Annotated in this window: 10 protein-coding genes and 2 rRNA genes; 7 read left to right on the plus strand and 5 right to left on the minus strand. The window is 44.5% G+C overall.

Annotated elements, in window-relative coordinates:
• Positions 1 to 32 precede the first annotated feature (32 nt).
• Complete coding sequence (gene yihA, locus L5M49_RS19710; protein WP_006079362.1) at positions 33 to 692, minus strand: ribosome biogenesis GTP-binding protein YihA/YsxC; 660 nt, start codon at positions 690 to 692, stop codon at positions 33 to 35.
• A 167-nt stretch (positions 693 to 859) separates the two neighbouring features.
• On the opposite strand from yihA, the gene L5M49_RS19715 reads away from it, so the two are divergent.
• From L5M49_RS19715 to hemN, 5 genes are all read left to right on the plus strand, one after another.
• Positions 860 to 1483, plus strand: a complete 624-nt coding sequence (locus tag L5M49_RS19715) for a c-type cytochrome (RefSeq protein ID WP_113940150.1) — start codon at positions 860 to 862, stop codon at positions 1481 to 1483.
• 814 nt (positions 1484 to 2297) lie between these two features.
• Entirely contained in the window at positions 2298 to 2936 is a 639-nt protein-coding gene (locus L5M49_RS19720) for a class I SAM-dependent methyltransferase (RefSeq protein WP_113940149.1), read from the plus strand.
• A 90-nt stretch (positions 2937 to 3026) separates the two neighbouring features.
• Positions 3027 to 3587: a Der GTPase-activating protein YihI gene (gene yihI, locus L5M49_RS19725; protein WP_006079359.1), complete on the plus strand. Its 561-nt coding sequence runs from the start codon at positions 3027 to 3029 to the stop codon at positions 3585 to 3587.
• 74 nt (positions 3588 to 3661) lie between these two features.
• Positions 3662 to 4129, plus strand: coding sequence for a DUF2489 domain-containing protein (locus tag L5M49_RS19730; RefSeq protein ID WP_263208581.1), 468 nt, complete (start codon positions 3662 to 3664; stop codon positions 4127 to 4129).
• Between the two features lie 261 nt (positions 4130 to 4390).
• Complete coding sequence (gene hemN / locus L5M49_RS19735; protein ID WP_259510892.1) at positions 4391 to 5767, plus strand: oxygen-independent coproporphyrinogen III oxidase; 1377 nt, start codon at positions 4391 to 4393, stop codon at positions 5765 to 5767.
• Positions 5768 to 5859: 92 nt separating this feature from the next.
• Here the strand turns inward: hemN and add are convergent, their stop codons facing one another.
• Positions 5860 to 6855: an adenosine deaminase gene (gene add / locus L5M49_RS19740; RefSeq protein ID WP_263208585.1), complete on the minus strand. Its 996-nt coding sequence runs from the start codon at positions 6853 to 6855 to the stop codon at positions 5860 to 5862.
• A gap of 210 nt (positions 6856 to 7065) precedes the next feature.
• Here add and L5M49_RS19745 point away from each other — a divergent pair, with 210 nt between their 5' ends.
• A complete protein-coding gene (locus L5M49_RS19745; protein ID WP_263208587.1) occupies positions 7066 to 8877 on the plus strand; it encodes a DUF885 domain-containing protein in 1812 nt (603 codons plus the stop codon).
• Positions 8878 to 8972: 95 nt separating this feature from the next.
• Positions 8973 to 9956, plus strand: a complete 984-nt coding sequence (locus tag L5M49_RS19750) for an alpha/beta fold hydrolase (RefSeq protein WP_263208590.1) — start codon at positions 8973 to 8975, stop codon at positions 9954 to 9956.
• Here L5M49_RS19750 and L5M49_RS19755 read toward each other — a convergent pair.
• From L5M49_RS19755 to L5M49_RS19765, 3 genes are all read right to left on the minus strand, one after another.
• Positions 9913 to 12363 carry a GGDEF domain-containing phosphodiesterase gene (locus L5M49_RS19755; protein WP_263208592.1) on the minus strand — a complete coding sequence of 817 codons (2451 nt, stop codon included), beginning with the start codon at positions 12361 to 12363 and terminating at the stop codon, positions 9913 to 9915. The genes L5M49_RS19750 and L5M49_RS19755 overlap by 44 nt on opposite strands.
• A gap of 298 nt (positions 12364 to 12661) precedes the next feature.
• Positions 12662 to 12777, minus strand: a 5S ribosomal RNA gene (gene rrf / locus L5M49_RS19760).
• Between the two features lie 137 nt (positions 12778 to 12914).
• Positions 12915 to 13104, minus strand: a 23S ribosomal RNA gene (locus L5M49_RS19765); the annotation flags it as partial.

Genomic DNA, 13104 nt, shown 5'->3' on the forward strand with positions numbered 1-13104 from the left:
AAATTCTACCATGTACACCAAAACAGGCGATATTATTCAGCGTTATTCGCTGCATCTAACTCATCAGTCAACCACTGTGGATGACACCATTCATTAAGAATTGCCAACACTTTAGGCTTACCGGTTCCTTTAAGTGATGAGAAGGGTTCAACTTGCACCCAGTCGCCAAACTCACTTAGTGCGAGACGCACTTCATTTACGGTTTTCATCTTAGCACTTTGGGCTAATTTGTCTGATTTCGTTAGCAAAGCTAATACAGGAATTTCACTAGCAACTGCCCATTCAATCATCTGCATATCGAGATCTTTTAATGGATGACGAATATCCATCAAGACAACCACGCCACTTAAACAAGCGCGTTTTTGCAAATATTCACCCAATGCTTGCTGCCATTTATTTTTCAACGCAAGTGGGACTTGCGCAAAGCCATAACCAGGCAAGTCAACTAAACGACGCTGAGCATCTAACTCAAATACGTTAATTAGTTGAGTACGGCCCGGTGTTTTACTGGTTCTTGCTAAACTTTTTTGCTCAGTTAATGCATTGAGTGCACTAGACTTTCCAGCATTAGAGCGGCCAGCAAATGCAATCTCAACTCCAACATCGCCGGGCAGATATTGATCCAAATGTGCAATGTCAGGTGCACTGATTAAAAACTTTGCCCTACGAAAATCTATACGAGATTCAGTCACTATTTACTCCGAAATTTTTCTACGCAATACCATAATTTATGAAGAATTACTTACTTTCCCACGTTTTCGTGTAAAATATTACTCCGATCACATTAATCATATTTTACCACGCTTGCGGGTCACCCTAGTAAGCTCAGGATAATAATTTAACCAGAAGTTGGAACGCCATGAAAAAGCTAGCTCTTGCGCTGTCTGTTGTAATTGCCGCCATATCTTCACCTGCGATTGCTGAAGGTAATGCTGAAGCGGGAAAAACGAAAATCATTGTCTGTTCGGCCTGTCACGGTATGGACGGTAACAGTATGATCGATATGTACCCCAAAATTGCGGGCCAACACGCCACTTACCTCCAAAAGCAACTACATGATTTCCGTAGCGCAGCACAAACTGGCGGTAAAGATGGTCGTATGGATCCTATCATGAGTGGCATGGCAATGCCTCTAAGCGATCAGGATATTCTCGACATTACTGCATATTTTTCTAGCCAAGCAATCCAAGTGGCTGAAGCAAAAGATGTTCCTGAGTTAGGTGCTAAACTTTACAAGGGGGGTGATGTTTCTCGTGGCATTACCGCTTGTATGGCATGTCATGGCCCAGATGGTAAAGGCGCTGAGCTTGCAGGTTTTCCAACGCTGGCAGGCCAACACGCCAACTATATCAAGATCCAGCTGACAAAATTCCGTGAAGCGGGCCGCCATAATGACTTGAATGGCATGATGCAAGATGTGGCTAAAAAACTAAATGATAGCGATATCGACGCGCTATCAAAGTATCTTTCTAGCCTGAAGTAATCTTCGCGAGTGAAAAGAAGGGTGTGTTGTCACCCTTTTTTTACACTCTAAAGTTGACGTGGACGTAAACTGCAAAGATTCATACTTGACATAGATCACAGATTTCGGTTTAATAAGCCCCGTACCGAGATAAACCCATCTGTTTGTACAAAAAGATTAATAATAACTTACAGGTTTCGGTATAATTAACGTTCAAGATATAAGAATAAAGATACTCAATAACAATAATATACTTAAGACCACTCTCTAATAATAGCAAGAGTCGTGATTTCCACTTGAAATCCAGGTCAGCACAATTTTGTAAGGGATGGCCGATAACGCCAATTTGCTTCTAGCAAAACACCTTACACTCAGGGTAACTTGCCCCATCAGGACATAGTTTACATGATGTAAACTGTAGCAAAGGAAGCGATAAGCTTAGGATGCACTGGCTGGATGCTTGTTATCACAGGAAGGTACTTAAGTAACATGGATGGTTAACTCGACGTCAATGATGACGATGCTTTAAAAGATGTGTCGCGAGACCATCTACGGAAACTGTAGTCAGGATGGCGACAGAAAAAATAAAGTGTCTGGAAGACCATTAACAAAAATAATGCAGGGAAAGCAGTAAAAAAAAGAAGGATACCGACCGGGAAAGTCGCATAGCAAGTATGGATACTTGGAATCAGGATAAGGTGCTAAAGCACCCTTTGTAAGGCGGCAGTTTAACTGCCGCCTTTTTTCTTTTGTAACACACCCTAGTGTCTAAAATGTGCACTCGACCAATATAATTGGTACAATCAAAGCCTTAATAACCACTTCAGCAGACTCAATGCCCAGATGCCCTCTTTGTCATAACAGTCAGACACAACTCCTTCATCAAGATAAAAAGCGGAGTTTTTATGTTTGCAAGACATGTGAGTTAACCTTTGCGGATGCCAATAGCCATTTACCCCCTGCGGCAGAGAAGCAAAGATACGGTCGTTCACGCATAGCGTCGAAGCAAAAACAGTTATCGCAATTTATTTTGCCGCTGTTAGCGCAATTAGAGCAGCAACAAGCTGGCAGCTTATTAGGATTGAATTTTGGTCGCATACTCGATGATGAGAGTTTGGCGACCATAGAAAATGCGGGCCACAAGTTAAATCAATATGATCCCTTTTTTGCCCCGAATCATGATGTGTTAAAGCAAGAATATGATTTTATCTGCTGTTATCGCGTTTTTGAGCATTTTCAGTACCCAATAAAAGAGTGGGCCTTACTCTCTCGACTACTGCATTCTGGTGGTTGGTTAGCGATAAGTACACCGTTACTGACTGAATTAGATGGTTTTGCTAAGTGGCATTACAAGAACAACCTCACCCATGTGAGCTTTTACCAGCGACAAACCTTCGAGTACCTAGCAAACAATAGCGATTTTGAACTATTATTTGCCGCAAAGGACCTCGTTTTGATGCAAAAAACATCATAATCTGGTATAACACTCGGCCTAATTTCGCACCTTGTAGACAAGCTCAACCTTAGTCTGCGGGGCCATACGTTGTAAACAATTGAGAAGACCATGTCTCGTAGCAAGAAAACACGCAAGGGCGGCGAGAACAGCCCTAAGTTACAGCCAAGAGTGAAGAAGCAAGATCGCGCTGTAGCGACTGGCAAACGTAAAGATTCTGGCAATAAATCAGGCAGTCGTCATAACGAAAGCTTAATTTTAGCGCAAGCGCCGCAACAGCAGGCCGCGAAGAAAAAAGACCCGCGTCATGGCAGCAAGAAGCCTATTGCTTTAGCGATTCCAGCGGCAGTGGTTACAGATAAAGCCGCTCAGCCAAAAGTGAAACAAGCTAAGCTGACTGACGAACAAAAACTGCTGAAATTGGAAGAAGATCCAAGACTAAATCAGCTGTTAGATATGCTGGAAGAAGGCCGTGATCTCAACGATGTGGATCAAAAATGGTTAGATCAACAGCTGAATAAGATTGAAGCTCTGATGGTTAAACTCGGCATTAGCGACGATATGGATGATGACGCACCTTCATCACCAGCTAAGTCTTTGTCTGACGATGAGTTGTTCGATAAGTTCGAATCAGGCGCTGACTTACTGAAAGATTATCAAGACAAGTTCTAAACCTCTCAGTGCTAAGGCATAGGGAACTCAGTTTTTTAGCTGTGCTCCTTATGCCATTCATATAAGGAGTCTCTGTGTCTACGGCTATCATTATTCTCGGTTTTATCATCATAGTAGCGCTTAGTAGCTACGCCACCTTCTTAATCCTAAAACTCAAGCAGCAAAAAAAGCGTCAGCAAGCCGAACAAGCCGAGCGTGAAGTCACGGCGAATGCAAAACGTGCCCAAGTTTTAGATGATATCCGCTATATCGCCACCGCTATGATTGAAGACCGCTGTGAGATCTCTGAAGGCGTGGTCAGAATTGGGCGATTATTTGAAATCCTGTCATTAAGTGAGCGCGTGGCTCCTGATTATCCTTCATTATTCAAACACTTTGAGCTAATTAAAGATCATCCCATCATGGATGCTCGCCAAGCCTTGCCTAAGCAAGAAAGAATGAAGTTAGACTTGATCAGAATGAAGTCCGAAGCGGCATTAGAGCAAGGCATTAGTGATGATGCGAAAAAACTGGTGGATTACCAAGCCAAAGCGATGCATTAAACCTGCTCATTGTTATACCTCAAGACCACTTATGTTGTGGTTTTGAGGTCATCTCGATAAAACCCACTCCAATCTTACTCTGCTTTCTCCCGTGAGCCTGCGCACAAAACCGCCATATATCGACAGACAAGCGTACTTTTTTGATAGATATTGCGTAACTTCTAAAAAGACAGACGTCATTTTTACAACCTAGATCAAGGTTATTTACTTAAGAACCTTGCATACTTCGCTTGTTGCTAATTTACCCACGGAGGACACGCCTTGAAGCAGCCCACTCAGATTAGCTGGGATCAGTCGATGATCGAAAAATATAACTACAGCGGTCCCCGTTATACCTCTTACCCAACGGCATTAGAGTTCGATGACACATTCACCGAACAAAACCTGCTCACGGCCATTGAAAATAGCAAAAGCGATAAACTGTCGCTGTATATTCATATCCCGTTCTGCGCCAAGCTTTGTTATTACTGTGGCTGTAATAAAGTCATCACCCGCCACCAACACAAAGCCGATCAGTACATTGAATATTTAAGCCAAGAAATTATCAAACGTGCGCCCCTGTTTAAACATTACAGCGTAACCCAAATGCATTGGGGCGGCGGTACACCCACTTTCTTAAATCCTGAGCAGATTCTTAAACTTACGTCATTGATTAAAGCTAACTTTAACTTTGCGGAAGAAGGTGAGTTCTCGATTGAAGTCGATCCTCGCGAGATAGAGCTGTCAATGCTCGACACATTGAAAGAAGCGGGCTTCAACCGGATCTCCATCGGCGTACAAGATTTCAATAAAGAAGTGCAAATTGCCGTTAATCGCGAACAAGATGAGCAATTTATCTTCGACTTAATGGCCAAAGCGAAAGCCATGGGTTTTGTGTCGACCAACATAGATTTAATCTATGGTTTGCCACACCAAACGCCAGAAACCTTTGCCGTCACTATGCAGCGCGTTTTAGATTTATCACCAGACCGTCTGTCGGTATTTAACTATGCTCACTTACCTGCGCGCTTTGCTGCACAACGTAAGATTAAAGATGAGCATTTACCTTCGCCAAAACAAAAACTCGAAATGCTGCACCAAACTATCGAGACCTTGACTGGCGCTGGCTACCAATATATCGGTATGGACCACTTTGCTAAACCCGATGACGAGTTAGCCAAGTTACAGCGTGAAGGCAGACTGCACCGCAACTTTCAAGGTTATACCACCCAAGAAGAATGCGATTTATTAGGTCTTGGCGTGTCGTCCATCAGTCAGATTGGCGACTGTTATGCGCAAAACCAGAAAGATATCCGCCCTTACTATGAAGCCATAGATAAGGAAGGCCATGCTTTGTGGAAAGGTTGTAGCCTGAACCGTGACGATGAAATCCGCCGCGTAGTGATTAAGCAGCTGATTTGCCACTTCGAACTGGATATGGCGAAAATTGATGAGAAACTGGGGATTAACTTCGAAACCTATTTCGCAGAAGATCTTAAGTTGATGCAGACATTTATCGATGATAAATTAGTTGAAATCGTCGACAGACAGATCACTATCAGCCCTACTGGCCGTTTATTGATCCGCAATATCTGTATGTGCTTCGACCTTTACTATCGTCAAAAAGCGCGTCAGCAACAATTCTCACGCGTGATCTAAAGCGCCTATCGCTGCACTCGCGAACGCTCACAAAAAATCCGACTCTAAGTCGGATTTTTTATTTATAGCTATTTTTAGTAATAACTAAAAGCTTATGCCTTAGTTGCATACAGTGCTTTGCGCTCACTGTCCGATAAAAATGCCATTTCAACGCCGTTACGTTGCACCTGGGCTAGCTCTGCATCGGTTAATTTGAGTTCCGATTTGGCAATACGATACTCATGATTAATGTCGATAGCACTCACACCGGGATCATCGGTATTTAGACTTATCAACACGCCTGCATCCATAAAGGTTCTAAAAGGATGCTCAGCGTAAGAAGCCACAGTAGAAGTATGCAAGTTACTGGTTGGGCAAGATTCGATACCAATACTGTGCTTAGCAAGATATTCCATCAGCTTAGGATCGTTAATCGCGTTCACACCGTGACCAATTCGCGTCGCGCCAAGTTCTTGAATCGCTTGCCACATACTTTGTGAACCCGCAGCTTCACCGGCGTGAGCCGTAATCGCCAGACCAGCATCACGAACACGTTTAAAGTGATCGTTAAATAACTCGCCAGGGAAGCCCAATTCATCACCGGCTAAGTCCATAGCCACGAGATGTTGTTTATGGGCGAGTAAGCCCTCAAGTTCTTGAGTACAAGCCGCTTGACCGAATGAACGTGACATAATGCCAATCAAATTGATCTTCACGTTATAGTCTTTTAAGCCCGCTTTAACGCCATCAACGACCGCCTCAACTACGCCTTCAATCGGTAACTTATGGTTCATCGCCATATAGTAAGGACTAAAACGTAACTCAGCGTAATCTAAGCCAGACAACGCCGCATCGGCAACGTTTTCATAGGCCACGCGTTTAACCGCATCCAAATCTGCGAGTACAGCAACCATCCAATCGAGCTTCTTTAAGAAGGCGACTAAGCTAGTTTCTTTCCCCTGAATTTGCACAAAAGGTGCGAGAGTCTCTAAAGAATCGGCAGGTAGCGCAATGCCGTGTTGGTGTCCTAGTTCCCAAATGGTATTTACCCGCACATTACCGTCTAGGTGACGATGCAGATCCACCAATGGAATGGATGTATCAATCATATTTAACCCCTATTTGAACTACCCAGCCAATGCTTTTGTTATTTGGTCGCGGGCGGACACTAAGTTTAACACGCATTTTCGGGGGCATTTATGCGCCAAACGCATTTAAATTCACATTCAGTCACAATTCTGCTTAATATCCATACAAGGAACGGCCGCATTCATCAGGCATAATGACTTCAATAACAACGAAAATATCAGAGATCTAACATGCATAAACTCTTAACCCCCAGTTTATTGATATGCGCATTAGGCGCCTGCAGTGCCACTCAAACCACAAAAAATATTCAAACCCCATCGGCACAGACAATATCAGCAACACAGTCGCAAGTTGAGCCAATCGCTCCCGCGCTGCAAGCGATTATCGACCAAAGCTGGCAATTACAACTCAGTGCGAGTCCTGAAATGGCTTACAGCATGGGCTATGCCAGTGCCGCAGGAAAATTAACGGATCTCTCGCCAGCCGCGCTCGCTAAGCTTAATCAAGGTCAAATCGCAGTACTAGCGCAGCTCAAAGCACTCGACCGCGGCAGCTTGAGTAAAGAAGATAAGATTAACGCTCAAATACTGGAAGATCAGATCCAAAACGATGTCGACCTATATCGTTTCAAGGATTATTACCTGCCCATTACGGCGGAAAGCGGCTTCCACGCTTATATCACGTCAATCGCACAGGGAAGATTCAACACCCTTGAGGATTACCGCAACTATATTGCCAAGCTCAATGCACTCCCGACCTATTTCGCCCAGCAAACCCACTGGCTAAAACAAGGATTAGCCGAGGGAATAACGCCACCTAAAGTGACACTCAATGGCTTTGAAGACAGTATCAGTGCTTATATCATCCCAGTTGAAAAGAGCAGTTATTTCAAACCTTTTACTCAATATCCCAACTATTTCACTGAGGCACAAAAAACTCAGCTGACCCAAGAAGGCCACGCTTTAGTTGAGCAAAAAGTTCTACCTCTGTACCAAAACTTTTATGATTTCATGACTAAAGAGTACATTCCCAATGCCCGGGAAAATATCGCGGCCAGTAGCTTACCTAACGGCGCAGAATTTTATGAGAATAGGGTACGTTACTACACGACCTTGAATATGACGTCGACGCAAGTGCATGAACTGGGCGTAAAAGAAGTACAACGTATCCGCCAAGAAATGGAACAAATCATCGCGTCAGTAGGTTTTAAAGGCAGCTTTGCCGACTTCTTACATTTCCTGCGGACCGATCCTCAGTTCTACACCACCAGTGCCGATCAGTTACTCAAAGAAGCGGCATTTATTGCCAAAAAAGCCGATGCCATGCTACCTAAGTACTTCGGCAAACTCCCACGCCAACCCTATGGTATAGCGCCAGTGCCTGCCGAAATTGCGCCGAAATACACCACAGGACGATATTCAGGATCGAACAGCGATGATGAACCCGGTTACTACTGGGTCAACACTTATGCATTGGATAAGCGCCCACTCTACGAGCTAGAAGCCTTAACCTTGCACGAAGCCGTACCCGGTCATCATCTGCAAATTTCACTCAACTCTGAGCTAACCTCACTCCCAGATTTCCGTCGTTATGGCTATATCTCTGCCTTTGGTGAAGGATGGGGGCTATATTGCGAATATTTAGGTTTAGAAGCGGGTTTCTACCAAGATCCATACAGTAACTTTGGTCGCTTAACCTATGAAATGTGGCGCGCGGCCCGTTTAGTCGTAGATACTGGCATGCACGCCCAAGGATGGAGTCGTCAACAAGCCATCGACTTTATGGCCAGCAATACCGCACTATCACTGCACAATGTCACGACCGAAATTGACCGCTATATTTCGTGGCCAGGACAAGCCTTGTCCTACAAGATTGGAGAGTTAACAATCAAACGATTACGTACCAAGGCAGAACAGGAACTCGGCGACAAATTTGATATTCGTGCCTTCCACGATGCTGTGCTCGAAAATGGCTCGGTGCCTATGTCGATCCTCGAACAGCAAATCAATGATTTTATTGAAGCGAAAAAGGTGGCACGCTAAGTTAATGAAATTCATGGGAGTCGGTATTTTCAGACTCCCATGGTTGTCTGTTACACTCTAACAAACCATTCAAGCCAAATGATTTGCGACTGAGTATGAGCCAAGCCAAAGCGACATTTTCGACTGAACACGATTTAAATACCTCAGAGCAGCAAGCCTTCTGGCAAAGCGTTGTTCAAGACACGCTAGCCTCTGCCGACGGCGTCACGCTGGCCTATATGATGGTCAAACATCCCCAAGCGCATACCGCAATCGTTCTCAGCAGTGGCCGAGTCGAGTCCTATTTAAAGTATCAAGAATTGGTCTTCGACTTATACCAACAAGGTTACTCTGTTTATGCCATAGATCACCGTGGCCAAGGGCTATCGGATCGTATGACAATCAATCCACACATGGGCCATGTGCGAAGATTCAATGATTATATTGATGATTTTGCACTATTTATGCAGAAGATAGTGTTACCACAAAACGACAAACAACTCATGCTACTTGGCCATTCAATGGGTGGCGCGATTGGCACTTTGTATCTCAAACAGCATCCCGATATTTTTACCGCCGCGGCATTTTCAGCGCCCATGTATGGCATTAAATTACCTATGCCAAAAGCGTTCGTACGCTGGTTAGCCAGTAAACTCGATACCACACTCAATGGCGGCGAGCCTAATTATGTACTTGCAGGACAAAACTATAAACCTGTTCCATTCAAAGGGAATGAGCTAACTCACAGCCAAAGCCGATACCAAGCCTACCGAGAATTGTATGATGCTGCTCCTAAGTTACAACTCGGTTCACCCACTAACCGTTGGTTGACTGAATCTTTAGATGCGGCAGATACTTGCGTACTGGCAACGGCACAAATTCGCACTCCGATACTGATACTGCAAGCGAGTGAAGATAAGATTGTTGATAATGCGGCCCAGAATCTCGCCGTGAGTACCCATTGCCAATTGAAAGTAATCGCTGGGGCTGCCCATGAGATTTTTATGGAAAAAGACGCCTGCCGAAACCAAGCCTTAAACTATGCTCTCGACTTCTTTAAACGCTACGCAGCAAAGGACGAGGACAAACAAGCTGGATAAAGTCCGCTTGGTTTAAGGCTCGGCTGAATAAATAGCCCTGATAACCATCACAGCCAAATTCAACAAAGGCTTGATATTGTTGGGGCGATTCAACGCCTTTAGCCACAACATGCAAATTAAATTGCTGTGCAGAGACAATTAACGCCTTCACTCTTTGTGGCATTGTGGCTAATGAATCAATACAACTCATATCCAATTTAACCGCAACTAATGGCTGGTTGGCTAAACAACTCAAAGCACTCGAGCCAGAACCGAAATGATCGAGGACGATGCCTATCCCTGCATCAACTAACTTAGACACGCGCTCAGCCACAAACTGTGGTTGCATTAACAATGCGGCCTCATTGAGCTCAATACCCAGTTGATGAGCCGTAATGCCATGCTCTTTAACTAACGCAATCAATGCATCAACAAAATCTGCCTGACCAAATGAGAATGCACTGATATTAAGAGTTAAAGTCGGCAAACTCCGGCCTTGGGCATGGGATGTCTGAATAAACTGACACACACGATTAGCGACCCAAAAATCGAGTTCAGCAATCATTCCTCCCTGTTCGGCTAACGCTACAAACTCTGCAGGCGGGATAAACTCGCCATCGGCACGATACCAACGTGTGAGCACTTCAGCCGAGACCAATTCACTGTGCGCATTCATCACAGGTTGGAACATTAACGTCATGCTATCTTGCTGTAATGCCGTCTGTAACTCCTGTTGTAACTGTTCATCACGGCTCTGACGTAAATCCATCTCAGCATGATAGAAAGCGCATCCCGCTTGCCCAGGTTGCTTAGCACTCAAGGTTGCTAACTCGGCGCGGCGCATGACTAAAGCAGGATCTAAGGTCTCTATGCTGTCGAGCAAACAAATCCCCACATTCGCGCTGAGTTCAAAGTGATGATGACCGTAATGGAATGGTCGAGCAATCACTTGCCTTAACTCACTCGCAAGCGCTAAAGCACGACGCGCAGCGGCTGACGCATCTGCCGCTAAATCTTTAGCAAGCAAAACGAAATTACCAGACTCTAATCGACCGACCGTTATATTTTCAGTGAAATAACTCGATAAACGGGCCGCGATTTGTGTTAACAAGCGCTCTAATTCATGGGAATGTAAAGTGGCGACCAATCCTAAGCGATCCACCTCAACGAGCAGCAATGCTCCCCATTGCCCCGAACTATTACCTTGGGTTAAAAATTGCGATAAACGCCCCATAAAAACATCGGGCAACATCTTGCGACCGACAACAGATTGATCTACAAGCTCAGTAATTGCAGCATGGTTCTTCGCGCTTTCTGACACATCCATATGAATGCCTATCATGCGAGTCGGGCGCCCTTGGGGATCCCAATCAACTAACATACCGCGGTCTAACACCCACACATAATGGCCATCTCTATGCCGTAAGCGGTGAACACTTTCAAATTCTTTACTCTTTCCGCTAACGTATTCCTGCAAAGCATCTAACACAATCTGCTTATCATCGGGATGTAACCGCGTCTCCCATGTCTGGAATACTCCAGCCAATTCATCAGGCGCATAACCAATCATCTCTTTCCAGCGATCAGAAAGAAAAACTTCCCCCGTACTGATGTCCCAATCCCAAATACCGTTACGCGAACCTTCCACAGCAAATAACCAACGCAATTCACTGTCATTCAGTTTTTTAACAGCCCGACTTAAACGCTCATGTGCCTGCTGCAAACTGGCTTGCAAAGATAAAACTTCAGATGAACTCCAAGGTATCGATGTCGAAAAGGAAGAAGTGCCTACCTGCTTAGCTGCCTCACTCAACATTTGGAATGGGCGGATCAACAGGAAATATAAAATAAAGGTAAAGCCAATCAGCAATAATCCGCCAAGGCCCCAAACCCGCATAAAACGTTGCTGCAACTTAGCAGAAGCTTCGACCACTAAAGGGGCTAAATCGGCTTCAAGATAAATCAAGTCAACCGCACCACCATATTGAGGCACGACGGGATAATATGCTTGAATAGTTAAGCGTTCGAGGTTAATAAGAATTTGTGGCAAAAAAGCCTGAACCACAGCACTGTGACGGGCAGCATCATAACCATCAATGACTTGCATGGCATTGCTATCGCGCCAAACAGTATGGTTTGCAAAACGAATACGGCTATCAGCATCAACTAAGATATAAACCATAGTGCCCATATCGAGCGCAGCTAAGGAAACCTCCTGCTCGATCCGCTCCACATCCTGTAAAGCCTGCGCCGATTGAACCACATTCTGCATCCGGAACAACTGCTGCTTTATCAGTGTCGATTGTCGCTGCGCCAATTCAGCGCGCACTTGATCGCTTTCAAACAGGTACTCGCCTATGACCAACACTAAATATAGGGTCAGCATACAAAGAGGAAGCAGTACCGCGAGCGAAAGCTTACGAAGCATAGGTAACAGATGGCCGTTAACAAAAAAATTAATATTTTTGTATGCTAACGGGAAACTAACCACTAAGCAAAAGGACTTATCAAACTAAGCGAGATCTTCATGTAAATAATCAACTTAGAGTATAAAAGTCTGAAATAAAGGAAGGAAAAAACGTAAAGAACTAGCAGAAGAACCAAAACTAAAATGAATAGAACAATGCTAGATAGCATTGGTCTTAAATGATAATTTAACAAATTGCGAATGCAAAAAAGCCAGCTTATTCAGCTGGCTTGGTTACATCTCAATGAGATAATTAGGCGCTTGGCGATGACCTACTCTCACATGGGGAGACCCCACACTACCATCGGCGCGTTTGCGTTTCACTTCTGAGTTCGGGATGGGATCAGGTGGTTCCACAAGGCTATTGTCACCAAGCAAATTCTGTTTATTACCGTGTCCATCTCTGGCTCACGCTAATAATAATTCGGAAAGCTGATTTTCTGTTGAGTCTTTAACTTTATCAAGTATCTGTATTCTGTCTAAGTTCGCTTAGCAAAACCCATCTGGGTTGTATGGTTAAGCCTCTCGAGTCATTAGTACATGTTAGCTCAACGCCTCACAACGCTTACACACCATGCCTATCAACGTCCTAGTCTCGAACGGCTCTTTAGAGGAATTAAATTCCTAGGGATGACTCATCTTAGGGCTCGCTTCCCGCTTAGATGCTTTCAGCGGTTATCGATTCCGAACGTAGCTACCGGG

It is taken from the genome of Shewanella sp. SM74 (genome assembly GCF_025653725.1).
Classification (GTDB): domain Bacteria; phylum Pseudomonadota; class Gammaproteobacteria; order Enterobacterales; family Shewanellaceae; genus Shewanella; species Shewanella oncorhynchi.

Excerpts from the sequence above, each read along its gene's own strand:
- yihI (WP_006079359.1), top strand. The coding sequence starts at position 3,027 with ATGTCTCGTAGCAAGAAAACACGCAAGGGCGGCGAGAACAGCCCTAAG.
- L5M49_RS19715 (WP_113940150.1), top strand. The coding sequence starts at position 860 with ATGAAAAAGCTAGCTCTTGCGCTGTCTGTTGTAATTGCCGCCATATCT.
- L5M49_RS19745 (WP_263208587.1), top strand. The coding sequence starts at position 7,066 with ATGCATAAACTCTTAACCCCCAGTTTATTGATATGCGCATTAGGCGCC.
- add (WP_263208585.1), bottom strand. The coding sequence starts at position 6,855 with ATGATTGATACATCCATTCCATTGGTGGATCTGCATCGTCACCTAGAC.
- L5M49_RS19750 (WP_263208590.1), top strand. The coding sequence starts at position 8,973 with ATGAGCCAAGCCAAAGCGACATTTTCGACTGAACACGATTTAAATACC.
- L5M49_RS19720 (WP_113940149.1), top strand. The coding sequence starts at position 2,298 with ATGCCCAGATGCCCTCTTTGTCATAACAGTCAGACACAACTCCTTCAT.
- L5M49_RS19755 (WP_263208592.1), bottom strand. The coding sequence starts at position 12,363 with ATGCTTCGTAAGCTTTCGCTCGCGGTACTGCTTCCTCTTTGTATGCTG.